Raw genomic sequence first — 24,643 nt, 5'->3', positions numbered from 1 at the left:
GTGTCAAAAATAAGCACCAAAATAAATAAAGGGAACTTTTTTGAAGACTTTTATATGGGTCAAAAAATAGTTCATCCTCTTCCTAGAACAATCAGTGAAGGAGATGTATCTTTATACATAGCTTTTACCGGTTCTAGATTTGCTCTTCACTCTTCAAATGAAGTTGCAAAAGAGTTTGGATATGAAAAAAGACCCATAGATGATGTTTTGATGTTCCATATGACATTTGGTAAATCTGTTCAAGACATATCATTAAATGCAATTGCAAACTTGGGATATGCAGAGATTAGTTTTCCTACTCCTGTATATGTTGGAGATACTGTTTCTATGACATCTACCGTAATTGGGTTAAAAGAGAACTCAAACGGTAAAAGCGGAGTTGTATATGTACACTCTATTGGGGTAAACCAAAACAATGAAGAGGTATTAAACTTTAAAAGATGGGTTATGGTTCACAAAAAAGACAAAAAAACTTTAACAGGTATTAAAGAAGTTCCGACTTTTAGTGAAACAACACCTATTTTAGATGAAATTAATATTCCTAAAATAGAGTGTGTTGATACGAATGCAACAGGCGGAGAATTTTTCTTTGAAGATTATGAAAAAGGTGAAAGACTAAATCACCCCGAAGGTATTACAATCGATGACAGTGACCATACTTTGGCAACAAAGTTATATCAAAACAATGCAAAAGTTCACTTCAACGACCATATGATGAAAAGTACACCAATGGGTCAAAGACTTATGTACGGTGGAATTATTATCTCTATGGCAAGGGCAATCTCTTTTAACGGCTTGCAAAATGCCCAATGGATATATGCAATAAACAGCGGAAGCCATTGTAATCCCACTTATGCGGGAGATACAATTTACGCTTATACTGAGATTATTGATACTATTGATCATAAAAGAGAGGATATTGGATTGTTAAGATTAAGAACTATTGCAGTTAAAAATCAAAAATCTGAAGAGATTTTGAATCCAAAAGACGAAGACGGTAAGTACTTAAAAAATGTTGTACTTGATTTAGATTACACAGTAATCATACCAAAAAATAAAACAAAAAAATAAGTGATAAGGTAAGAGCAACTCGTTGTTCTCTTTAGGATTTTGCTTCTTTTAATAGGAATTTATTTCCTATGCTCTTCATAGCGTAGTCTTGTGGCGAACGAAGTGAAGACAAAAAAGAAGAAAAACAAGAAAAAGGTCCCTTTTAAAATTGAGGGACGAAATTTAAAAAGGAAACTATTATGACACACCCTAATGAAGCACTATTTGAATCTGGAAAAAGTTTACCGATTATTCCAACTTGTGAGCACTTTGCAGGAAGTGAGAAACTTATTAAAAAAGGTTTCGAGATGCAAAAAAAGCTAGGACCTGTTTTTGATATTACTTGTGACTGCGAAGATGGAGCAGAAACAGGTAAAGAAGTAGAACATGCACAAATGATTGTTAGAGTTGTAACTAGCGAAGAGAATCCATACGGTATGGCAGGAACTAGAATCCATGATTTCTCACATCCTGATTGGAGACAAGATATTGATATTTTAGTATCAGGTGCAGGAGAAAGGTTAGCATATATCACACTACCTAAATCTACTTGTTATGAAGATGCAAAAACTCAAATTGAGTATATTCAAGAAACGGCAAAAAAAGCAGGTATTAGTAGAGAGATCCCTATTCATGTACTTATTGAAACTCACGGTGCATTGGAAGATGTAGAAAAAATTGCAACTCTACCTTGGCTGCAAGTATTAGATTTTGGACTTATGGACTTTGTATCAGGATATCAAGGAGCAATTCCTGCAATTAATATGAGAAGTCCGGGACAATTTGAACATAGATTAATAGGCGCTGCAAAAGCAAAAGTATGCCAAGCGGCAATTCAAAACCATGTAATCCCTTGCCACAATGTTACCTTAGATCTTAAAAATCCATATCAAACATATAAAGATGCGGAGAGAGCTAGAAATGAGTTTGGATTTATGAGAATGTGGTCTATTTACCCAACACAAGTTCAAGCAATCGTTGATGCTATGAAACCTGATTTTACAGAGCTTGAATCTGCTCAAAATATCTTAATCAAAGCTCAAGACGCAGAGTGGGGACCAATCCAATATGATGGAGAGTTACACGATAGAGCTACATACAGATACTTTTGGGAATTGGTTCAAAGAGCAAAATTCTCAGGAGCTAAATTATTAGATGAAACAGAAAAAAGATTTTTTGCTTAATTAAATTTTTTAAGTAAAGCTTTTGGAAAAGAGGAGTATTCTTCTTTTTCAAAATAAAAAAAAGGATTATAGATGAAACAACAACTCAATGTCGCCGTCAAAAACTATAGTGAGAAGAGTTTATATCGCAGTAGATTTTAACAGACAATATACAACAACTACTACATAAACTTCCACGAATAATTTCTCACTTTAAATAAAAATCACAAAACAAAAAAACTTATTGTCAACATAAAACAATTAAGGTATTAATAATGAAAAAATATAATATTAATCTTGAAGAGTTAAAAGATTATTTGGGTTTTGGTGTTGCAGGAAATTTTGCTAATCATTTAGGAGAAGCAGGAGAAGCAGATGAGTTTTCGGTGATTGAAACAAAAGAGAAAGATGCTCCAAAAGGATTATTTCCTTTTTATATTCCAAATCATCAATCATTTTTAGGGAATTTCCCTTTTAGTACGGAAAAGATAAATCATAACAATATAGAACAGCTACAAATAGAAGCAGAAGTTGCCCTACTTTGTGATTTTGTTTTTGAAAACGGTAAGTTAATAGATTTGAAACCGAAATATTTCGGTGCATTTAACGACTGCTCAAACAGAATCCAAAACGGTAATAAACTAAGTACTAAGAAAAACTGGGGAGATAACTCAAAAGGAATTGCGCCTGATTTTATAGAAATAGACAGTTTTAACAAAGAAGGGATACTAAATAAATTTCATATAGCTTCCTTTGTAAGAAGAGATGGAATTTTAAAACATTACGGAACAATCAGTGCCGTAAATTCATATTCATACTTTTTTGAACAATTAAAAAAATGGATGATTGAAAAATTTAACAATCAAGAAGAGACCGGACCTCTAGAAGAGATAAATCCTCTAATAAAAAATCTAAACAACCATAAAGGGATTTTAATAGCAGCAGGAGCAACAGCATATACGGAATTTGGGAAAAGTAACTTTTTACAAAAAGGTGATGAAATCTTTGTTTATGTTTATAATGCACGTTTCCACTCTTTTGAAGATATTATGAAAGATATATCTGGAGCAGATATTCATCTGTCCCAATGCAGTAAACTTCATCAAATAGTTGAATAAAAAAATACAGTATAAAAAATAATATACTGTATTTTAATTTTTTGTGATATTTGTTACCTTTATGATATCTTTATAAGTTATAATATGAAAAGAATTTCATAGGAGAGCAAGATGTTTAAATCAAAAAAAATGAGCTTTGGTAATAAGCTTTTGTTATCTATCTTAGGAACTACTTTAGTAGTCTTTAGTTTAACTATATTTTTTGTAACTAAGTTTTCATACGAAACAGCACAAAAAGATGTTGAACATCTTATAAATGAAGCTTCCGGCAAATATGCCGCACAAATTCAAAATAGAGTTAATCAGACGATAGTTATTGCAAAAACTTTGGCTTTAAAATTTGAAGAAGCATTAAATACAAACGCAAAAATTGATGAGAAAGAGACTATTGCTTATTTAAAATCTTTATCAAAATATAATGAAGATATCTTAGGATTTTGGTTTAAAACAAAAGATAAAGAACTTCTTTTTGAATCCAACCCTGAATTAAAAGGTCAGAACGGTTATGATAAAAACGGTCAATATCTTCGATCATGCCTATGCTTTTATAATAGACAGTTACGGGATGGTATTAGGGCATCCAAATAAAGATTTCCTTGCAAAAGATCTTTTAGACGTAACAAAAAATGATCGTGATTATAAAAAATTGATTGAAAATGCAAAAAACGGTAAAGATACCAAATTTCTAAAAGTTTCGGCAGATGATAATTTAAAATCTTTATTTTATTCTAAACCTTTTGATATACAAGGAACAGATAAAAAATGGTCTTTTGTTATGGCAGCCCCCGAAAAAGAGTATCTTGCAAATGCAAACTTTATTAGAAATTTTTCTATTATAGGATCTGTTATAGGATTATTGATTATTGCCGTAATAATTTTCTTGATTGTAAAAAGATTAAATCATAATTTAAAATCTATCTCAACTGGTTTATCTTCTTTCTTTAAATATTTAAATAAAGAAGTAACTGATACGCAAAAAATTGATCTTAATTCAAATGATGAATTCGGACAAATGGCAAAAGATATCAATGAAAATATTGAAAAGATCAAAATTAGTATTGAAGAAGACAATAAACTAATTGCAGATGTAAAAGAGACGGTATATAGAGTGGGAGAAGGATATTTAGATAAAAAAATTACCTTAAATAGTTCTACTGATACACTAAATGAGTTAAAAAATCTTTTTAATAATATGTTAGAAAACCTGGAAAAATTAGTAGGTAAAAATATAAATAAAATCAGTGAAGTATTAAGTAAATATTCACAAAGAGACTTCACTGCAAAATTAGATGGAAGCAATTCAGGAAAAATAGGTTCGGAACTTATTGAATTAAATAAAATGATGACTCAACTTTTACAAGACAGCCAAAGAGACGGAACAGCTTTAAGAAAAAGCGCAACTGAACTAAACAGCAGTGTGGGAACATTAAATAAAAATGCAACGGAACAAGCTGCATCTTTAGAAGAGACTGCTGCATCAATAGATGAAATCACGGGAAATATAAAACAAACAAGTGAAAAAGCCCAAGAGATGTTAAGTGTATCAAATGAGACAAAATCTTCTGCAAATGAAGGTAAAATAAATGCAAATGATACGGTTAAAGCAATGGATGAGATAAATGATACGGTACAAAATATAAATGAAGCAATTTCCGTAATCGACCAAATAGCCTTCCAAACAAATATTCTTTCACTAAATGCAGCAGTAGAAGCTGCAACGGCAGGAGAAGCAGGAAAAGGTTTTGCAGTAGTTGCCCAAGAAGTTAGAAATCTGGCAAGCAGAAGTGCCGAAGCCGCAAAAGAGATTAAAGATTTAGTTGAAAATGCTACGCAAAGAGCAAATAACGGTAAAGTAACCAGCAGTAAAATGATTGAAGGATTTACCCAATTAGAAGAGAAAATCGAAAAAACAAATGAATTAATTGATGATGTGTCAAATGCCGCAAAAGAGCAAACCATAGGTATGTCACAAATAGCAGATGCAATGAATCAACTAGATAGATTTACTCAAGAAAATGCTGCCATTGCAGATAAAACAAACACTATTGCAAATGAGACAAATAAAATTGCACTTGATGTTGTAAAAAATGTAGAGATAAACAATTTTGACGGAAAAACAACACAAAACTTAAGTGATATAGAATATGAAGAAAAACCTAAAACTAGATCACCGGAAAAAAGAAAAAGTAATACAAAAAAAGAGTTTATTTCTAAAAAAAGTGAAAATGAAGATGAATGGGAGAGCTTTTAAAAAACAGAGAATAAATTGACTTCTAATCTATTTAGATATATAATGATTTTCAATATTTTTTAAAGGAGATAAAAATGAAAGGCTTTGCTATGATGAGTATAGGTCAAACAGGATGGATTGAAAAGCAACGTCCTGTTTGCGGTCCTATGGATGCAATTTGTAGACCAATAGCTCTTGCCCCTTGTACATCTGATGTACATACTGTATGGGCGGGTGCTTTAGGAGATAGACATGAATTAATTTTAGGTCACGAAGCTGTGGGAGAGATAGTAGAGCTTGGAAGTGAAGTTAAAGATTTCAAAGTGGGAGATAAAGTTTTGGTTCCCGCTATTACGCCAGATTGGAACTCTTTAGAAGCACAAGGAGGATACTCTATGCACTCAGGAGGTCCACTTTCAGGATGGAAATTTTCAAACTTTAAAGATGGAGTTTTTGCTGAATTTTTTCACGTAAATGATGCCGACGGAAATCTTGCTTTACTTCCTGAGGGTATGGATTTAGCTGATGCTTGCATGCTTTCTGATATGGTTCCCACAGGTTTTCACGGAGTTGAACTAGCAGATATACAATTTGGAGACAAAGTTGTAGTTATAGGAATCGGTCCTGTGGGACTTATGGCTGTAGCAGGTGCGGCAATTAGAGGTGCTTCTGAAATTTTAGCAGTTGGGTCAAGACCAAACTGCGTAGCTTTGGCAAAAGAGTTCGGAGCTACTGATATTATAAATTATCATGAAGGTGATATTACCGAACAAATTTTAGGAAAAGTAGGCTTTGTAGATAGAATAGTAATCGCAGGCGGTACGGTCGATACTTTTGAACAAGCTATAAAAATGCTTAAACCAGGCGGTAAAATAGGAAATGTAAATTATCTGGGGAAAGGAGATTATATAAAAATCCCTCGTGTTGAATGGGGCTATGGAATGGGTCACAAACAGATTCTTGGAGGATTGATGCCGGGAGGAAGACTTAGAATGGAAAAACTAGCTTCAATGGTAACAACAAAAAGAATACATCCGGGTAAACTTATTACTCATAGATTCGAAGGTTTAGAAAGTGTTGAAGAAGCACTTTTTCTTATGAAAGACAAACCTAAAGATTTAATCAAACCTTTGGTTATTCTATAACTTATATTTGTAGAAGTTTGAAAACAACTTCTGCAAATCTATATCTCGGGATAAATATCCTTTACATACTTAGACTCTCCAAGTAAAATCAAAACATCATCTATTTGAACTTCATAGTTTGGATCAATATTAAAAATAAGTTCACCCTCTTCTTTGTTTTTAAATCCTACAATTTTTAAATTTTTGAATTCATGCTCAATCTCTTTGATTTTTTTCAATTCATAACTCTCATTTACCACAATTTTTAAAACTTTTACACTGTTACTTACGTCAATATCTTCAAGAGGAATCTCATCTACAAATTTTCTAACCAACATTCTTCCTGCTAGTTTTTCGGGATAAATTACTTTAAAAGCCCCTATTTTTGATAAAATTTCACCGTGAGTATTTGTTATAGCCTTAGCTATAATTCTATCATTCTTCAAATCTTTTAGAGCCATTACTGTTAAAATACTAGATTCGATATTTTCTCCTATACTAACTATTACTGTTTTTAGATTATAAATACCTATCTCTTCCAAAGCCTGTTTATTTGTACTATCTACTACATAAGAGTGATCAATATATTCACTAATTTCTTGAATCTTCTTTTCATCATTATCAATTGCAATAACAGTGACATTTTGTCTTGCCAAACTTTTTGCAATATAAGAGCCGAATTTTCCTAACCCGATAACTGCGATTGTTTTCATATAATTATCCTTCCTTTTGGGTATTTAAAATGTTTTGCTTTTGATTGTCCGATTAAAATAAGCCCAAAACCGAATACCCCCAATCTTCCGGCAAGCATCATTACAATAATTACACTTTTTCCAAAAGTATCAAACTGCTGAGAAAAACTTAAGATATCTCCGTTTCCCGTTGATAAACCGACCGTTCCAAAAGCAGATGCAACTTCAAATAATATTTTCAAAAACGGAAATTTTTGAGTTTCCACTAAAATCAAAGTAGCAAGTAAAACAAAAAAAGAGGAAGATAAAATTATTGCCAAAGCTTTATTTATAAGTTTTTGGTCTATGGTTCGCTCAAAAATATTGGGTTCTTGATTGCTGTCTTTTAAGATAAAAATTACAGTAATAACCAAAATTGCAACGGTAGTTATTTTCATTCCACCTGCGGTACTTCCCTGACCTGCTCCTGTCATCATAAAAAGGGTAGAGAAAAACAAAGAAGACTCTTTTAAACTTCCTATATCAATACTGTTAAATCCGCTTGTCCTGAAATTAACCGATAAAAAAAAGGCATTTATCAACTTTTCATAAAAACTCATGCCTCCAAAAGTCTTAGGATTATTCCACTCAATAGATAAAAACAGAATAATTCCCACAACAATTAAAAAAATTGTTCCGTAAATCATTATCTTTGTATGAATTGAGTATCTTTTTGGCATTTTCCTGTTTTCATAGATTTCTATTAGAACAAAATATCCCAGTCCACCTAAAATAACTAAAATTCCAATAGTAAATAAAGAGATTGTATCATCTTGAAAGCCTTCAAGACTGTTTGGAAATAGAGAAAAACCCGCATTGTTAAAAGCACTGATACTATGAAAGATACCGTACCAAATAGAGTCAAGAAGATCATATTTGCCGTAAAATTGTATAGATAAAATCAATGCTCCAATTGCTTCTACAACCATAACTGCAACAAAAATTTTTTTTAAAAAACTAGTAACATGAAGACTGGGTAAATCCAAAGAGAGTTTTAAAGCCCTTTTTTCATCTATATCAAGTTTACGTTTAATAAAGAGATAAAAAGTGACAACAAGTGCCATATATCCTATTCCACCTATTTGAATTAAACCTAAAATAATAAGTTCACCCAAAAAAGTAAAATTATCGGAAGTACTTGTAACAATAAGCCCCGTAACACAAGAAGCACTAGCAGCAGTAAAGATTGAATCAATAAAAGATAATTCACCTTTATGACAAATGGGCAAAGAGAGTATTGTCCCGCCGCATAAAATAATTAACACATATCCAATAAATATTGTTTTTACATATTTATATTCCATCAACACAACTATTCTTACACTATAAGACCTAAAACAGGTCTAAATATCCGTATCTATCGTAATACAATAATAGATGCTACCGTTTTATTTTGTAGTAGTGTAACATAAAACGTTTAAATATTGTAACTTTTACAAAATATTCAAAACTTTATAAATCTACCATTGCTTTAAAGAAAGCTCCGCTTCTTCCTACATTATCAATATGTACATGAGACTTTTCATCTAATCTGCCCTCTTCTATAAACTGTTTTTTAACTTCTAAAATAACAGGCGTTGTTTTCCCCGGAAGATCAACAGTTTTATAAAACTCACAAAAAAGAGCTGTTTGGGTTGAAGCTATCATCGCAGGAAAATCTTCCAAAACTTTTTGGACATCAATATTATAAGTCTCTACTTCACTCTCATTTTTATCTAAAGGCATTGCACAATTTTTTACCTCTTCACAGCTGTTTTTATTTACAAAACATATTGTTGCTTTTTTATGTTTTAAAATATTATAAAGAGTATCCTTAGGAGTCCCATCCTCTTTTTTACCGATAGAGACAATAACAACAGGAGGATTTGACGATAAAGGAACAAAATATGAAAACGGTGCGGCATTTATTATCCCGTTATCTTCCGTTACTATCCAGGCAATCGGTCTTGGAACTACAGTATCAGACATCATTTTATATCTATTTAAATCATTTACATCTTTATAATCAACTATCATATTCAACCTTTTTTTAACAACATTTTTATAAAAAAGTATTAAATAAAAGCTTAAAATAACAGCATATTCAAAATATTGTTTTAAATAAAATTAGTTATAATCTTTGAAAAAAGGCTATACGAGTGAACAGTGTTATTGAAATATTTAAAGAGATTACTTCTATTGCAAGATGCAGCGGTACACATGAACCGTTTATAAAATTTATAAAAAACTATTGTAATAAATACGGTTATGAGTGTTTAATCGACGACTACAATAATATTTTATGTAAGAAAAAAGAGTCAAAAGCAAAAATTTGTTTGCAAAACCATTATGATATTGTATGTTTAAAAGATAATTGTATACCTCAGATTATTGAAGAAGACGGATTTTTTAAAGCAAAAGATTCTACTTTGGGTGCGGACAACGGAATAGGATGTTCTTATATGCTTTGGCTTATGAGTTTAGATTATGATTGCGAATTTTTATTTACTTCAGATGAAGAGATAGGATTAATTGGAGCTAATAATTTAGAGCATAAACTAAAAGCGGAATATATGTTAAATATAGACAGTGAGCAAGAAGGAGAGATCTGCATAGGTTGTGCAGGAGGAGTTGATATTTTTGCTAAAAACAGATCAAAAAAAATAGTTGAAAACAAAGAAGATTATGAACTTTATGAGGTATCAATTTCAAATCTTCCCGGAGGTCACAGTGGAGTTGAAATTCATAAAAATATCCCAAATGCAATAAAACTGATTGCTGCTTTGATAAAAGAAAACGGTGGTTTACTCTTAGACATAAACGGGGGAGAAAGAATAAACTCAATTCCTGCAAATGTAAAAGCAATAGCAGCCTTTAAAACTTATCCACAAGAAATTTCATATAAAAATGTTTGTATATCGAAAATAAATACAAAAAGTGAACATTTAAATATTTGGAGTAGTGATATTACCGATTTTATTTATACATTTGCAAATGGTGTAAGAGCTTATGACGTAGATTTGCAAGTAGTTTTAAACTCTATAAATTTGGCTAAAATTTCTACAAATATTGATGAAATCACTATTGAACTAAGTGCTAGGTCAATGGCAAATGAAGAGCTGGAAAAAATAAAAAAAGAGACAAGAGTTTTACTGGAACATTTCGGTTTTGAAGTTGAAACCTCAGGAAAATATCAAGCTTGGAAACCAGATGTAAATGATTTTACAAACAATGTTTTAAATATATATAAAAAGTATGATAAAGATGCTTCATTAGAAGCAATCCATGCAGGGCTTGAATGTGCTATTTTTAAAAATATGTTCCCACATATGAAAATTGCTTCAATCGGTCCTACTATTAACAGCCCTCACTCAAATGCAGAAAGAGTTGAGATAGCATCAGTAAATAAATTGGCAAAAATCGTAAAAGAGATTGTAGACTCAATTTAAAAGTTTTTTAAATAATTTTTTAATTTTTTTAAATACAGTAAGTTTTATATTAAATTTATATAGAATGATTTTTAATTAACTAACTTTTAGGACATAAATGGACAAAAATGAAAAAATCATTCTATTAATAATAAAATACACCCCTCCTTTTTTCATTATAGTTTTATCTATTATTGTCTCTTTTATCCTTTTTGAAAACAATAAAAAAGTATTTGAGAAAGAGAAACAAGCAACACAAAAACAGTTTATTGAAAATAATAAAAAATATATAAAAGGTGAAGTAGAAAGATTAAATGCTTATATTAGGAATGAACAAGAACAAACAGAAAAAAAATTAAAAGAGAATTTGAAAAACAGAGTAAATGAAGCTTACACTATTGCAATGAATATTTATAAAGAGAATAAAAACTTAGGAGAAAAAAAAGTAACAAAACTGATAAAAGATGCTCTAAGAAATATACGTTTCAACAATAACAGAGGATATTTTTTTATTTACTCTTTTGATTATGAATGTATTTTATTACCTATAAAACCCGAAATGGAAGGAAAAAATTTTTATAATTTTAAAACTCGTAAAGGCTTATATCTTACAAGAGAGATTGTAAAAAAACTAAAAAATAAAAAAGAAGAATTTTTAACTTGGTCATATCATAAACCGGAAGATTTGACAAAACACTATAAAAAACTTGGTTTTAACAAATATTTTGAGCCTTATAATTGGTTTATAGGAACGGGTGAGTATATTAAAGATTTTGAAGAAGATGTAAAAGAGAATGTCTTATCCCATATTCAAAACCATAAATATTTGAACAGTGAATACTTTTTTGTAATCGATTATAAAGGTAAGTATCTAAACCATATTGACAACAAACTTATAGGAAACAGTGCTTATAAAGCAGATAACATAAAACCTGAAGCAGTCAAAGAGATAATAGCTAAAGCAAAAAACAACTCTGCTGGATTTATAACTTACACTCAAACAAATAAACCCGGAACCAAAGAACCTGCAGTTAAAACAAGTTATGTTTTAGGGGTAGATAACTGGCAGTGGATTATAGGAAAAGGCTTTTATAAAGAGGATGTAAATAAAATTATAGAAAAAGAGGAACAATTAATAAATCAAAGATTAAGAGAAAATCTAAAAAAATTGATTCTTTTTACTCTTGTTCTAACAGTAGTTTTATTACTAATCTCTTTTTATATGTCTGCATTTTTAAAAAGAAAATTCAAAAAATATAGACTGCAAATAGAAAAAAATCTTGAAAAGCTAACAAAACAGCAAGAGATATTGGCTCAACAATCAAAACTTGCGGCTATTGGTACCATGATAGGAAATATTGCTCACCAATGGAGACAACCTTTATCTTTGATTTCAACTATAGCTACGGGAATGAAACTAAAAAAAGAGATGCAAGATTTAGATGAAAAAGAGTTATTTGAAAACCTTGATAAAATAAATGATACAACCCAATATCTATCTAAAACAATAGATGATTTTAGAAATTTTTTTAATTCAAATAAGGTAAAAAAAGAGTTCTCCGTAAAAGAGGCTTTTAAAAACTGTTTGAATCTGATAAGTGTTCAATTCAAAAATAACGATATTGAATTAATTGAAAATATCGAAGATATAAAAATCTACGGTGTTCAAACCGAATTGATACAAGTTTTGATTAATATCTTAAATAACTCAAGAGACGAACTTATAAAAATAAAAGATCAAAGAAGACTTATATTTATAGAGGCAAAAGAGGAAGAGAATCATCTGCTAATAACAATCAAAGATAATGCAAGAGGTGTTGATGAAAGTATTATTGAACATCTTTTTGAACCATATTTTACGACAAAACACCAATCTCAAGGAACGGGAATAGGACTTTATATGTCGGAGCAAATTATTGTAAGACAGTTAAGAGGTTCAATTTCTATGAAAAATTGTGAATACGATTTTGAGAATAAACACTATAAAGGTGCCTTAACAATCATAAAACTACATCTTTATAAATAATTGTGCATAAGGGTAACTTTGCACCTTTTATAAAGAGTTTTACCTACTTCTCATTTCTTTTAATAAACTCAAATTAGTTATAATTTATTCTAAATTTCACAAAAGGTGTTTTAATGGCTAAAATAACAGAAAGAGATATAAAAGAGAGTATCGCAGACGCAATACAATATATATCGTACTACCATCCGGAAGATTTCGTAAAAGGGATGGTAGAAGCATATGAGAAAGAGAAAAGTGAAGCAGCAAAAAATGCAATCGGACAAATATTAATAAACTCAAAAATGTGTGCAATGGGACATAGACCTCTTTGCCAAGATACAGGAAGCGTAAACGTATTTATAAAAGTAGGTACAAAAGCAGACCTTGATATCCAAAATGAGTTAGAAGATATTATAAACGCAGGTGTAGCACAAGGATATACAGATCCAGATAACACTTTAAGATACTCAATAGTAAGTGATCCTGCAGGGGAGAGAAAAAATACAAAAAATAATACTCCTGCTGTTATTCATTATAGTGTAAATAACTCAGATAAAATAGAGATAACAGTTGCAGCAAAAGGTGGAGGAAGTGAAAATAAATCAAAATTTACAGTATTAAATCCATCAGATAGTATTTATGACTGGGTTATGGAAAATGTAGCACATATGGGAGCAGGATGGTGTCCTCCTGGAATCTTGGGAATTGGTATCGGAGGAAATCCCGAAAAAGCAATGCTAATGGCAAAAGAGTCTTTAATGGGTCATTTAGATATTCATGAACTTAAAGCAAGAGGTCCTAAAAACGCAGTTGAAGAGTTAAGACTTAAATTATATGAAGATATTAATAAACTAGGAATGGGAGCACAAGGATTAGGTGGTATTACAACAGTACTTGATGTAAAAATCTTAGATTATCCCTGTCACGCGGCATCTAAACCTGTAGCTATGATTCCAAACTGTGCAGCTACTAGACATATTCATTTTGAATTAGACGGAAACGGACCTGCTACGTTTAATAAACCTGATTTAGATCTATGGCCAGATATTGAATTACCAATGGATACTATTAAAAGAGTAAATATAGAAGATTTAACAAAAGAGAACTTGTCTCAATTTAAATCTGGAGATACATTACTTCTATCAGGAAAAATCTTAACTGCAAGAGATGCTGCTCATAAAAAAATAGTTGAATATAAAAATGCAGGGAAACCACTTCCAAACGGAGTAGATTTAAAAGATAGATTTATTTATTATGTCGGACCTGTTGATCCAGTTAGAGATGAAGTAGTTGGACCTGCCGGACCAACAACATCAACAAGAATGGATAAATTTACAAAAGATATGATGGAAATAGGAATCATGGGAATGATTGGAAAAGCAGAGAGAAAACAACCAACAATTGATTTAATCAAAGAGTATAAATCAATGTATTTAATTGCAACAGGTGGAGCTGCTTATTTAATTTCACAATCTATTAAAGGTGCTAAAGTTCTTGCATTTGAAGAGATGGGAATGGAAGCTATTTACGAGTTTGAGGTTAAAGACATGCCTGTTACCGTTGCCGTTGACACTGAGGGTAACTCTATTCATACTACTGGTCCTAAAAAATGGAGAACTATTTAATTATTCAATAAGAGGTTTTCCTCTTATTGTTTCTTTCTTACTTTCTTTTTATCTCTTTTTCTATTTTCTTGATACTAATTATTAAAATTAAATGATAATTGGATATAATCTTTTTATTTGCAAAAGGAATTATAATGGATTATAGAATAGAAAAAGATACTATGGGAGAGATGAAAGTTCCAAACGATAAATATTGGGCTGCACAAACACAAAGAAGTGTAGAAAATTTCCCTATCGGTAATGAAAAAATGCCAAAAGAGGTAATTGAGGGTTTTGCTTATCTAAAAAAAGCTTGCGCAATTACAAATAATAATTTAAAAAGACTCGATGATACAAAATGCTTGGCAATAACAGAAGCTTGCGATGAAGTTTTAAAAGGTAAACTAGAAGGGAACTTCCCTCTTGTTGTCTGGCAAACAGGTTCGGGAACTCAATCAAATATGAATATGAATGAAGTAGTTGCAAACAGAGCAACAGAGATTTTGGGAAAAGATTTCAGAGTCGAAAAGCTTGTCCATCCAAATGACGATGTTAACAAAGGTCAAAGTTCAAACGATACTTATCCTACTGCTATGAGAATCTCATTTGTAATGGAACTTCAAAAACAGTTAATCCCTGCAATAAAGAGTTTAAAACAGACTTTTGAACAAAAAAGCCAAGAGTTTAAAAATATAGTAAAAATAGGAAGAACTCACCTGCAAGATGCAACGCCTTTAACCTTAGGACAAGAGATGTCGGGTTATGCTGATATGCTTAACAAAGCTTTAATGCAAGTAGATGATGCTCTTAAATATTTGGTTGAACTAGCAATCGGAGGAACGGCAGTTGGTACGGGATTAAATTCTCACCCTCAATTTTCTCCTATGGTTTGCGAAGTTTTAAATGATTTGACAAAAACAGAATATAAATTTAAATCTCATCCAAACAAATTTCATGCTTTGACCTCTCATGATGCAGAAGTATTTTTAAGCGGCGCTTTAAATGCTTTAGCTTCAAATCTTATGAAAATAGCAAATGATATTAGATGGCTAGCTTCAGGTCCCAGATGCGGAATAGGTGAACTTAATATTCCTGAGAATGAACCGGGAAGTTCAATTATGCCCGGAAAAGTAAACCCTACTCAAAGTGAAGCCATGACAATGGTTGCCGTTCAAGTTATGGGAAATCATACAACAGTATCAGTTGCGGCATCTCAAGGAAATTTTGAATTAAACGTATTTAAACCCGTTATTGCATATAACCTCTTGCAATCAATCAATCTTTTAAGTGGAACAATGCATGCTTTTAACGACAAATGTGCAATAGGAATCCAAGCAAATAAAGAGAATATAAACAGATATTTAAATGATTCCCTTATGTTAGTAACAGCATTAAACCCTTATATAGGTTATGAAAATGCAGCTAAAATAGCAAAAACTGCCCATAAAAATGGTACAACGTTAAAAGAAGAGGCAGTAGCTCTTGGATTATTAACAAATGAAGAGTTTGAAAAATATGTTAAACCTGAAGAGATGACTTATCCTAAAGAATAAGAAATAGTACAAAGCAAAATGCTTTGTACTATTATAAAAATACGTAAGGGTTTTGAGATCTCATTTTTTTATGGCACATTCCCGAATGATGGTCATGGTCATGATTATGAGAACTGCAAGACGAATGGTCTTTTTTACTCTCATGCTCTTTTATTATATCTTTAAGTTCGTCAACCGATAACTCATTTAACTCATTGTTATTAAATTTTTCAATAACTTCATTTGTAGTTACTCTTCCCTCACCTGAAGATAAAACTTTGATATTAGTTTGTACAATTTTATTAAAAGGTTTTGAACCCATCTCTTTAATAATAATAGTATCAACACCTTTTTGTAAAAACCAGTTTACAAGTTGAGAACCTTTTTCATAAGGATTTTTTTCAACTGTTAAATTTTTACCGTCATAAAAAGCAAAGAATTTTGCTTTACCAAAAAGCGGTGAAACTGCCGCATTCTCTTTATCTGTTTTTACCGGAAATGTAATCATTTTTATTCTCCTTGTCAAAATAATGCTTATAAGCATTTTCTGTTATATTTATTAGAATCATTAAAAAAAAGAAATATATAAATGTCCTTTTCATTAATTTTATCATCTTAAACTCTTTTTATACCTTTTTCTATAAGTTTATAGGAAAGATACATAACCAAAGGCCAAGAAATCAGCCAAAGAATCGAACTCAAATATTCCATTTGCACCTCCTAATAGTTATGTGAGTGAGGATCTTCCATCTCCTCTTTTGTAATTTTTACTTTATCCATTTGATACCAAACATAAATAATATATGCAAGTACAAAAGGAACCAATAAGGATACATAAGACATAGTTGTCAAAGTATAATGACTTCCCGAACTGTTTTGTATAGTTAAAGAACTTTGCAAATCAAAAAGCGACGGATAGTAAGAAGTATTGTTAAATCCGACATTTAAAAATAGAGCCATTACCGTTAAAACAATTCCTACTCCTCCTGTTTTGATACAACAAGTTTTTTCAAAATGTATAGTCATAAATACCGCTATTACTACCATTAATACCCCGATAACAAACATAGCAAAAACAATTGGCATCTCAATAAAATTTATAAGATATTTATACTCTTGCATATAAACAATACCTGTAGAGTCATAAACAAAACCGCTTTTGGTAAATAGTTGGAATAAAAAAGCTAAAAAGAAAACCAAAAAAATCGGCATATCTATTTTTATTCCTTTTACTGCTCTTTGTCTTATTGTTTTATTATTGATATTATTTATAAAATACAAAGCTCCTGAAATTCTTACTAAAAAAAACAGTGCAAAACCTAAAGATAGATTAAAAAGACTTCCTAAAGCCTCTAATCCTCTAAAAGGAGTCTGCCAATGTGAAAAATTATGTTCATCTATACTAAAATTTGAACCTGAAAAGAAAGTTGCAATAGCAACACCTAATAAAATAACTCCTAAACTTCCGTTTATAAACAAAAAACCTTCATAAACTTTTTGACCTAAAAAATTATTTGCTTTTTTTCTATATTCGTAACTTACTGCTTGAATAATAAAACAAAAAAGTATTGCTATCCAAACCCAATAAGCTCCGCCGAAACTTGTTGAATAAAAAAGAGGGAAAGCAGCAAATAATGCACCACCGAATAAAACCAGAGTAGTAAAGCCTAATTCCCATTTTCTACCCAAAGAGTTTATAAGCATAGTTTTTAAAACTTCATCACCTTTTGATAATCTTCCTATTAAAGTCTGTCCTCCTTGTACAAACATAATAAATCCAAAAAGACCTCCAAGTAAAGAGATAATTATCCACCAATACTGCTGTAATTGAAGAAGTGTTAAATTTTCAAACATTTTAGTGCCCTCCTTCTGAACCGGATTTTATCTGTTTAAGCATAATTTTTATCTCTGCAATTAATAGTGCAGTAAAAAGGAATGCAAACATAAAAAAGGTTATTTGTACATTTGAACTTGCTATATCAGTTGCAGCAATACCTACAGGCATCAAATCTTGAATTGCCCAAGGCTGTCGCCCCACTTCTGCAACAATCCATCCTGCTTCACTTGCTATATATCCCAAAGGAATAGAGGCAACTGAAACTATTAAAAGTTTTCTATACTCAATTATCTCCCTTTTTAAAGCATAAAAAAGAACTAATGCAAAAAGAATCAAAAACCAAGTTCCCAAAGCCACCATAATATGAAATGAATAAAAAGTAAGAGCAACAGGAGGAACAACATCTTCGGGATTTTTTATATGACCGTAGCCAAAATATTTGATATTTTCTTCTAATACTTTTAAATGTTCATCTTGTTTTAAAAGATTATTTTCCTCTTTTGCTCTTTTATAATTTTTCAAAGCTTCAATTGCAACTTTACCTTTTTGAATTTTTGAGTCTACAGACTCTATTTCATATTTTTCATTTCCGTAAACTAAATCTTTAAGTCCCGGTACAAAAGCGTTGATATCATGATATCCCAATAGAGACAGAGCATAAGGCGCTTCAATTTCAAACAAATACGGATCTTCGTCATTTGTTAATGTTTTTTTAGGATTTAAAACTCCGACTCCCACAATTCCGGCTTTCTCTTTTCCTTCATATAAACCTTCCATTGCCGCTAATTTAACAGGTTGTTTAAGAGCTACTTGATGTGCTGATTCATCTCCTGTCAAGATTACGAAAAACGAAGTTACAAGCCCGAAAATTGCCCCTATTACCATTGATCTTTTTGCAAGAATTATTTCTCTTCTTTTTAATAAAAACCAAGCTGAAATCCCAACTACGAAAAGCGAAGCTATAATATATCCGCTAGAAATCGTATGTAGAAATTTAGTAACGGCAACAGGAGATAAAATCACATCCCAAAAATTATCCATTTCATTTCTTACAGTATCGGGATTAAACTTCATTCCCGTAGGATATTGCATCCAACCGTTTGCAACCAAAATCCACAAAGCACTTAGGTTTGAGCCTATTGCCACAAGCCAAGTTGAAAGCAGATGAAAACCTTTACTTACTTTTTCCCATCCGAAAAACATAACGGCAAAAAATGTTGATTCCATAAAAAATGCCAAAATACCTTCAATAGCAAGAGGTGCTCCGAAAATATCTCCTACAAACCAAGAGTAATTTGCCCAGTTTGTACCGAATTCAAACTCCATAATAAGACCTGTTGCAACACCTATTGCAAAATTAATCGCAAATAATCCCATCCAAAATTTTGTAGTTTTTTTCCAAAATTCATCACCGGTTTTTACATATATTGTTTCCATAAAAGCGACTATAAATCCAAGTCCCAAAGTTAATGGGACAAATAGCCAGTGATAAATAGCAGTTAATGCAAATTGAGCTCTCGACCAATCTACTAAATGCTCTTCCATACCTATTCCTTTGTAATATTTTTATAAACAAAATCTATTTTTTCAGTTTCAGTTTGATACTCGCTTTTTATTGATTTATCATAAATATAATAATTTAAAAAAGTGAAAATAATAAGTAGTTTTAGAATTATTATTTTCCATAAAGTTTTACCGAGAGTAAGATTTTTGAAACCGTCTACATAAAGATTTATTATTTGTTTACTTCTATTCATATTTTAATTCTTCTATAATTTTATCTTATGATGGAATTATACAACTAAAATATTAAGTAAAAGTTAATTTAATTATAAGTAAGTCTTATATAATAGAGTAAGTACATATTAATATTATTTATTTTTCAAAAGAAGAAGAGTCCATTTTTACTCTTCTCTTAAAAGCTTTGTATTTACAACTGCTATATCATTTAAACTTTTGAAGACTTCATAAGTTAACTCTTCAATATAGCTTGCAGACTCTTTTAAACTGTTATTATCGACTCTTTTACTATTTAAAGTAATAAAGTTTTGAACTGCCTTATGAACTTCATCATGTGTTTGTTTTAAAAGCATCCACTCTTTTGAATTCGTATAAGGTTCTGCTTTTTCTTCAGAAGAGCTTATCCATTTACCTAAAGCACAAGATTTAGAATCAACAACTTTTATATCTTCATATTTGTTTAAAGAAGAAAATTCTTTTTTCTTAAAAGATATATGATCATTTTTATATTTCGAGATATTTTGAATTAAATCAACATCATCAACCATATAATAATACTTCTCTGAAATTTCTGCTTTTTGGGTAATTCCTAATAATCTTGTTGAAAGTTGTGATACCTCTTTTGACAATTTATCTATATTTAAAGAGGTTTGTGCATTTTTTTGAGTCATCATATCAAGAGTAGAAATGGTATCATTTATTTGAACCATTCCGTTTTCCTGCTCTTTTATTGCAGAAGATACATTATCTATTATGGTTTTAGTATCCACAATTTTTTCCGATAAGTTCTCATAACCTTTTATCATTTCAGTAGTAATACTTTTCCCTTCATTTGATTTAAAAGATGCCTCTTCAACCAAAGTTTTTATACTTTTTGCAGCCTCGGCACTTCTATTTGCCAAATTTCTTACTTCTTGTGCAACAACGGCGAAACCTTTCCCCGCTTCTCCTGCCGTTGCAGCTTCAACTGCCGCATTTAGACTTAATATATTTGTTTGGAAAGCTATTTGGTCTATTACTGAAATTGCTTCACTGATAGCAGCAACTTTTTCATTTATCTCTTCCATTGAAGAAACTGTTTTAAGGGCTTGGTCATTACCTTTTTCTGCCGTTTGATTTAGCTCATCTGCTATATTTAACATTTTGGAAACATCATTGCTGCTTGATTTCATATTGCTTGTAATCTGCTCTACGGAAGCAGCCGTCTCTTCTAGTGAAGCTGCTTGTTCATTTGCACTGTTTGAAAGTGATTGAGAAGAGTTTGTCAAAATCTCGGTATTTGTTTCCAGCTCTTTTCCTGCATTTGTAATCATTGCTATTAACTGGGAAATTGATTGCCCTAAAAGAACCGAACCTGCCGATAAGTTTCCAAAATCTCCGTACATTCCTGTTTTTTGTTTTTCAGAGAGTCTAAAATCATATTTTCCTACTGCATAATTATCTAAAACCAAATTTATATAATCAACTTTTTGTTTGGTATGTTTAATCATTTGATTTATTATTAGTCTTAAAGATTCAACTTCATTTGTTGCACCTTTATTAGAAATTGTATACTCTAAAAAACCGTTTGAAACTTTTTCTACTACATCAGTTATTTTTGCAACTACTTCTCTGTCTTGTTCAATGATTCTTTTTACTTTTTGCATCTGTTCATTCATATGCTCATTCATTTTGGCAAATTCATCTTTACCTTTTACCTCAATTGGATTTAAATCCTCTTTTTCTCTTATTACATATTGAAAAGAGTATTGCAAGCCCTCTTCAAATCTATTTAAAGAATGAACTACTTTTTTTATTATAAAATTACTTACGACAAAGAGTATCAAAATTATAGAAACGACAAAGCTTACCGTAATAATAAAACTCTCAGATAAATCTTGACTTTTTGTATCAATATAAGTTTTTATATCTTTTGAAACGATATCTCCGTATTTTTTAAAAACATCTACTCTTTTAGTTGCTGCATCAAACCATTGTCGGTAATTTGCACCGTAAATATTTACGCTTAACAGACCTAAGGCTTTAATCGCATCTTGAGGATTAACATCAATCAAAGAGTTTATCTCTTTTATACTCTTTTCTTTGTTTACTGCTTCTTGTATATCAAGAGTATAACCCATATATTCATCAAAAATATTTTTAATCTTTTTAATAAGTTTTTTCTCTTCTTTTGTTGTTCCTTTTACCCTTCTGTATTTGTTTAATTCTCTTAAAATACTAGAATGAAATCTTTGCAGCTTATTTAACTCTTTAGAATCTCCTTTTAGTACATAATCTTTGAAAGATTGAATAAAACCTCCGAATCCTGCCAATTTTATAATTTTTGAAACCATTTCGTTTTTTAGTGCTTTATTTTCAATTATTTCTCTAAATCTATCTACCTCTTTGCAGGTTTTGCAAGTTTTTAAAACATTTTCAAACTCTTTAAAATCCTCTTTTGAAACAACTTTTTCAAATAAAGAGAGATATGTATTTTGAGTAGCAAGAGAAGAGGAGTATTGAAAATAATCCTCATTTGTCAAAATACCTTTTTGCAAAATATCTCTTAAAACTCTTCTTTCTATTGTGGCAGCTTCCGTAATATTTACTATAGATAAATAAGCTTGAAGTTTTTTTGACAATCTTCCATCATTGTTATAAGTTTGGGAATCATCGATAAAAAAAAGCAGTTTGGCATTAAAATCAAGATAATACTTTAAAAGTTCACTATCACTTAAAGATAAAGAATCTATTTTTTTTCTTGTTTTTATTATGCTTTTAAAACTCTTTTTTAAAGCTTCTATGTTTTTTGTAAGCTCTTGGGAATAGAGTTTCGAATCAAAATTATCTAAACTCTTTTCTAAGGATTTTATTTTTTCATCTACTTCTTTTCTATACTCTTTTAACTCATTTGAATAGTTTTTACCGTAACTATTTAAATAAATCAAACTATACTCTCTTTCTTGTTGAAGCTTATTTAAAAGTTTCGTTGAAACAAGAGATAAATGTACATAATTTTTAGTCTTTTCCAAAGAGTTTTTTTCTTGAACTCTTTTATATAAAGTCTCTCCTGATAGAATTAATATGGCAAGAATAGGAAGGGTTAAAATAAGTAGAATTTTATTTTTTAAAGATAGATTGTGCATTTAATCTCCAAAGTTAATTTTTGCTTTGGATTTTAGCTTAAATGAATTACACCTTAGTTACAAATAATTTTTCAAAAGCCTTAATATATCTTTTGCAACTATTTAAATAACTTGAACCGAAAATATTATAGTGATTTAAATAGTGATATAAATTGTAAATAATCTTTTTCTTTTCATACTCTTTTGACACCTTAACTGTTTTAAAATATTCACTATAAAAAAGCTCTGAAAAACCGCCAAACATCTGTGTCATTGCAAGATCTACTTCTTTATCTCCGTAATAAACAGCTGGATCGATTAGATAAATATCTTTTTTTGAAAAAAGGACATTTCCTGCCCATAAATCGCCGTGAAGAATAGAAGCATATTCACAATTTTCATCTAAAAAAGAGATAATAGTGTTTTCAAATTTTAAGAGTTGTTCTAAAAACTCTTTTTTTATCTCTTCATCTTTTATCATTTCAACTTGATAAAGAAGCCTGAATTTAAAAAAGAAATTTCCCCAAGTAGAACTCAAAATATTTTTTTGAGTTGATAAGCCGATATAATTGTCATAATCCAGCCCGTAAAGTGGATATTTAACTTTATGCAGATTTGCTAAAGATTTTCCAAACTCCTGCATCTGCTTTGAAGAAGCATAAGAGTATGGAATCTTTTCAAGCTTTAAAATATCTTTATCAACATAATAGAGTTTCGGGATTTTTAGTTTGCATTCTAAAGTTTTTTCTATGCAATTTTGTAAAAGTTTTAAACCTTGTGCTTCTTTTAACAAAGAGTCATTAGCATAGAAATTCTCTTTTTCAAACATTACTCTATTCTGTTTTTTGCGATTTTTATATCATTTTCATATTTATAAATCATATAATCGACTAAAGAGGCTTCCATGTTTTTATTAAAAAACATTCTCATCTCTATAAGTCTGTACGATACTCTGAAAAACGCCGTGAAAGGCATAAGATAGCTAATAATAGTTTCATACTTTCTATAAGGATAATATTTATCAAACTCTGATTTTAAACGACCTAAAATTTTGTTCTCTTCCACTAACTCTTCTCTTGTTTTGGAATTCATTGATCTAATTCCTATAAACAGATTTAAAAAGAACATTAAAGCATTTAAATTCCAACCATAGATAAAAATCTCTTCATAACTCATATTTTTTCCTAAAAAATTTAAAATAGTAAGTAAATTCTAGCAAAAAATTATTAAAGATAATGAACAAATCTTTATAAGAAAAAACAACTTATTTTTGTATAATACCAATTTTAAAGGAAATAAATGAAACTACTTGAAGAAAATATCTCTTTAACTGTCGATGAAAACTACATTATAGAGACACTTAATTTAAATGATAAAAGAATTTTAGAACTTGGCTGCGGAACGGCATCCATGACTCAAAAAATAGCTTCAAACGGTTTTAGCAGAGAAATTATTGCTTGTGATGTAGATGAAATCCAATATAAAAAAAATTTAAAGCTTAATATTCCAAATATTAAATTTATGCTTTGCGGTGCTGAAGATATAAAATTAAAAGATGAGAGTGTTGATTTTATTTTTATGTTTAAATCTTTTCATCATATACCAAAAGAGTTTATGAATAAAGCTTTAGACGAGATTCAAAGAGTTTTAAAACCAAACGGTATGGCTTATATTTCCGAACCTCTTTTTATAGGAAAACAAAATAAGTTAGTCTCTTTTTTCCATAATGAAGAACAAGAAAGAATTGATGCTTTTGAAGCCATAAAAGCAAGTGTAGATGAAGAGAAATTCAGACTTTTTAAAGAGTTCTTTTTTCAAACAGAAGTTACTTATGAAAATTTTGAAGATTTCGAAAAAAAACATATTGAAAATAGAGATATAAATAACAATATTTCAAAAGAGATGAAAGAAAAAATAAAAAAAAGATATGAAGAATTGGGAGAAGGAAGAGTTAATCTTCTAAAACCCTTTAGAGTTGATATTTTACAAAAATGGTAA

At 30.2% G+C, this 24,643-nt stretch carries 21 protein-coding genes; 11 read left to right on the top strand and 10 right to left on the bottom strand.

The features are described 5' to 3' along the window. From AANAER_RS06865 to AANAER_RS06840, 6 genes are all read left to right on the top strand, one after another. Positions 1-1,071 carry a MaoC family dehydratase gene (locus AANAER_RS06865; protein WP_228711135.1) on the top strand — a complete coding sequence of 357 codons (1,071 nt, stop codon included), beginning with the start codon at positions 1-3 and terminating at the stop codon, positions 1,069-1,071. A 179-nt stretch (positions 1,072-1,250) separates the two neighbouring features. Then, entirely contained in the window at positions 1,251-2,234 is a 984-nt protein-coding gene (locus AANAER_RS06860) for an HpcH/HpaI aldolase/citrate lyase family protein (RefSeq protein WP_129081560.1), read from the top strand. 254 nt (positions 2,235-2,488) lie between these two features. Next, complete coding sequence (locus AANAER_RS06855; protein WP_228711134.1) at positions 2,489-3,331, top strand: DUF5718 family protein; 843 nt, start codon at positions 2,489-2,491, stop codon at positions 3,329-3,331. Positions 3,332-3,442: 111 nt separating this feature from the next. Further along, complete coding sequence (locus AANAER_RS06850) at positions 3,443-3,919, top strand: hypothetical protein (protein WP_129081559.1); 477 nt, start codon at positions 3,443-3,445, stop codon at positions 3,917-3,919. After that, the gene (locus AANAER_RS06845) at positions 3,837-5,582 is read left to right on the top strand and encodes a methyl-accepting chemotaxis protein (RefSeq protein ID WP_084593169.1); all 1,746 of its coding nucleotides are present in this window, start codon (positions 3,837-3,839) and stop codon (positions 5,580-5,582) included. The genes AANAER_RS06850 and AANAER_RS06845 overlap by 83 nt, the downstream gene beginning before the upstream one ends. A 74-nt stretch (positions 5,583-5,656) precedes the next feature. Next, complete coding sequence (locus AANAER_RS06840; protein WP_044414968.1) at positions 5,657-6,706, top strand: NAD(P)-dependent alcohol dehydrogenase; 1,050 nt, start codon at positions 5,657-5,659, stop codon at positions 6,704-6,706. 38 nt (positions 6,707-6,744) lie between these two features. Here the strand turns inward: AANAER_RS06840 and AANAER_RS06835 are convergent, their stop codons facing one another. The 3 genes from AANAER_RS06835 to AANAER_RS06825 all read right to left on the bottom strand — a co-directional run bounded on the left by AANAER_RS06835 (position 6,745) and on the right by AANAER_RS06825 (position 9,432). Further along, entirely contained in the window at positions 6,745-7,398 is a 654-nt protein-coding gene (locus tag AANAER_RS06835; protein WP_044414969.1) for a potassium channel family protein, read from the bottom strand. Beyond that, entirely contained in the window at positions 7,395-8,720 is a 1,326-nt protein-coding gene (locus tag AANAER_RS06830) for a TrkH family potassium uptake protein (protein ID WP_179951814.1), read from the bottom strand. Before AANAER_RS06830 ends, AANAER_RS06835 begins: the two co-directional genes overlap by 4 nt. Before the next feature lie 148 nt (positions 8,721-8,868). Continuing rightward, on the bottom strand, positions 8,869-9,432 hold the full coding sequence (locus AANAER_RS06825) for a flavin reductase family protein (RefSeq protein ID WP_044414971.1): 564 nt from the start codon (positions 9,430-9,432) through the stop codon (positions 8,869-8,871). A gap of 122 nt (positions 9,433-9,554) precedes the next feature. Here AANAER_RS06825 and AANAER_RS06820 point away from each other — a divergent pair, with 122 nt between their 5' ends. The 4 genes from AANAER_RS06820 (at position 9,555) to fumC (ending at position 15,985) form a co-directional block, all read left to right on the top strand. Further along, positions 9,555-10,844, top strand: a complete 1,290-nt coding sequence (locus AANAER_RS06820) for a M20/M25/M40 family metallo-hydrolase (protein WP_129081558.1) — start codon at positions 9,555-9,557, stop codon at positions 10,842-10,844. Between the two features lie 97 nt (positions 10,845-10,941). Beyond that, a complete protein-coding gene (locus AANAER_RS06815; protein ID WP_129081557.1) occupies positions 10,942-12,849 on the top strand; it encodes a sensor histidine kinase in 1,908 nt (635 codons plus the stop codon). Positions 12,850-12,962: 113 nt separating this feature from the next. Further along, the gene (locus tag AANAER_RS06810) at positions 12,963-14,453 is read left to right on the top strand and encodes a fumarate hydratase (RefSeq protein ID WP_044414978.1); all 1,491 of its coding nucleotides are present in this window, start codon (positions 12,963-12,965) and stop codon (positions 14,451-14,453) included. A gap of 134 nt (positions 14,454-14,587) precedes the next feature. Further along, a complete protein-coding gene (fumC, locus tag AANAER_RS06805; protein WP_129082979.1) occupies positions 14,588-15,985 on the top strand; it encodes a class II fumarate hydratase in 1,398 nt (465 codons plus the stop codon). A 31-nt stretch (positions 15,986-16,016) separates the two neighbouring features. Here fumC and AANAER_RS06800 read toward each other — a convergent pair whose 3' ends face one another. From AANAER_RS06800 to AANAER_RS06770, 7 genes are all read right to left on the bottom strand, one after another. Beyond that, on the bottom strand, positions 16,017-16,472 hold the full coding sequence (locus AANAER_RS06800) for a NifB/NifX family molybdenum-iron cluster-binding protein (RefSeq protein WP_164969376.1): 456 nt from the start codon (positions 16,470-16,472) through the stop codon (positions 16,017-16,019). A gap of 212 nt (positions 16,473-16,684) precedes the next feature. Further along, the gene (gene cydB / locus AANAER_RS06795; protein WP_129082981.1) at positions 16,685-17,818 is read right to left on the bottom strand and encodes a cytochrome d ubiquinol oxidase subunit II; all 1,134 of its coding nucleotides are present in this window, start codon (positions 17,816-17,818) and stop codon (positions 16,685-16,687) included. Between the two features lies 1 nt (position 17,819). Further along, positions 17,820-19,346 (bottom strand): cytochrome ubiquinol oxidase subunit I, encoded by a 1,527-nt coding sequence (locus AANAER_RS06790; RefSeq protein WP_129082982.1) that lies wholly within the window; start codon positions 19,344-19,346, stop codon positions 17,820-17,822. A gap of 2 nt (positions 19,347-19,348) precedes the next feature. Next, entirely contained in the window at positions 19,349-19,558 is a 210-nt protein-coding gene (locus AANAER_RS06785) for a DUF4492 domain-containing protein (protein WP_044414986.1), read from the bottom strand. Positions 19,559-19,705: 147 nt separating this feature from the next. After that, positions 19,706-22,666 (bottom strand): methyl-accepting chemotaxis protein, encoded by a 2,961-nt coding sequence (locus AANAER_RS06780; protein ID WP_129082983.1) that lies wholly within the window; start codon positions 22,664-22,666, stop codon positions 19,706-19,708. 46 nt (positions 22,667-22,712) lie between these two features. Beyond that, entirely contained in the window at positions 22,713-23,474 is a 762-nt protein-coding gene (locus tag AANAER_RS06775) for a fructosamine kinase family protein (RefSeq protein ID WP_129082984.1), read from the bottom strand. After that, positions 23,474-23,821: a hypothetical protein gene (locus tag AANAER_RS06770; protein WP_044414991.1), complete on the bottom strand. Its 348-nt coding sequence runs from the start codon at positions 23,819-23,821 to the stop codon at positions 23,474-23,476. Before AANAER_RS06770 ends, AANAER_RS06775 begins: the two co-directional genes overlap by 1 nt. A gap of 123 nt (positions 23,822-23,944) precedes the next feature. Here AANAER_RS06770 and AANAER_RS06765 point away from each other — a divergent pair, with 123 nt between their 5' ends. Further along, positions 23,945-24,643, top strand: a complete 699-nt coding sequence (locus AANAER_RS06765) for a class I SAM-dependent methyltransferase (protein WP_129082985.1) — start codon at positions 23,945-23,947, stop codon at positions 24,641-24,643.

Origin of the sequence: Halarcobacter anaerophilus (assembly GCF_006459125.1) — a bacterium.
Lineage (GTDB): Bacteria > Campylobacterota > Campylobacteria > Campylobacterales > Arcobacteraceae > Halarcobacter > Halarcobacter anaerophilus.
This window is presented reverse-complemented; position numbering and strand designations above follow the sequence as displayed.

Excerpts from the sequence above, each read along its gene's own strand:
- AANAER_RS06825 (WP_044414971.1), bottom strand. The coding sequence starts at position 9,432 with ATGATAGTTGATTATAAAGATGTAAATGATTTAAATAGATATAAAATG.
- cydB (WP_129082981.1), bottom strand. The coding sequence starts at position 17,818 with ATGTTTGAAAATTTAACACTTCTTCAATTACAGCAGTATTGGTGGATA.
- AANAER_RS06765 (WP_129082985.1), top strand. The coding sequence starts at position 23,945 with ATGAAACTACTTGAAGAAAATATCTCTTTAACTGTCGATGAAAACTAC.
- AANAER_RS06850 (WP_129081559.1), top strand. The coding sequence starts at position 3,443 with ATGTTTAAATCAAAAAAAATGAGCTTTGGTAATAAGCTTTTGTTATCT.
- AANAER_RS06775 (WP_129082984.1), bottom strand. The coding sequence starts at position 23,474 with ATGTTTGAAAAAGAGAATTTCTATGCTAATGACTCTTTGTTAAAAGAA.
- AANAER_RS06790 (WP_129082982.1), bottom strand. The coding sequence starts at position 19,346 with ATGGAAGAGCATTTAGTAGATTGGTCGAGAGCTCAATTTGCATTAACT.
- AANAER_RS06840 (WP_044414968.1), top strand. The coding sequence starts at position 5,657 with ATGAAAGGCTTTGCTATGATGAGTATAGGTCAAACAGGATGGATTGAA.
- AANAER_RS06845 (WP_084593169.1), top strand. The coding sequence starts at position 3,837 with ATGATAAAAACGGTCAATATCTTCGATCATGCCTATGCTTTTATAATA.
- AANAER_RS06780 (WP_129082983.1), bottom strand. The coding sequence starts at position 22,666 with ATGCACAATCTATCTTTAAAAAATAAAATTCTACTTATTTTAACCCTT.
- AANAER_RS06815 (WP_129081557.1), top strand. The coding sequence starts at position 10,942 with ATGGACAAAAATGAAAAAATCATTCTATTAATAATAAAATACACCCCT.
- AANAER_RS06810 (WP_044414978.1), top strand. The coding sequence starts at position 12,963 with ATGGCTAAAATAACAGAAAGAGATATAAAAGAGAGTATCGCAGACGCA.
- fumC (WP_129082979.1), top strand. The coding sequence starts at position 14,588 with ATGGATTATAGAATAGAAAAAGATACTATGGGAGAGATGAAAGTTCCA.
- AANAER_RS06770 (WP_044414991.1), bottom strand. The coding sequence starts at position 23,821 with ATGAGTTATGAAGAGATTTTTATCTATGGTTGGAATTTAAATGCTTTA.
- AANAER_RS06860 (WP_129081560.1), top strand. The coding sequence starts at position 1,251 with ATGACACACCCTAATGAAGCACTATTTGAATCTGGAAAAAGTTTACCG.
- AANAER_RS06835 (WP_044414969.1), bottom strand. The coding sequence starts at position 7,398 with ATGAAAACAATCGCAGTTATCGGGTTAGGAAAATTCGGCTCTTATATT.
- AANAER_RS06785 (WP_044414986.1), bottom strand. The coding sequence starts at position 19,558 with ATGAATAGAAGTAAACAAATAATAAATCTTTATGTAGACGGTTTCAAA.
- AANAER_RS06800 (WP_164969376.1), bottom strand. The coding sequence starts at position 16,472 with ATGATTACATTTCCGGTAAAAACAGATAAAGAGAATGCGGCAGTTTCA.
- AANAER_RS06830 (WP_179951814.1), bottom strand. The coding sequence starts at position 8,720 with ATGGAATATAAATATGTAAAAACAATATTTATTGGATATGTGTTAATT.
- AANAER_RS06855 (WP_228711134.1), top strand. The coding sequence starts at position 2,489 with ATGAAAAAATATAATATTAATCTTGAAGAGTTAAAAGATTATTTGGGT.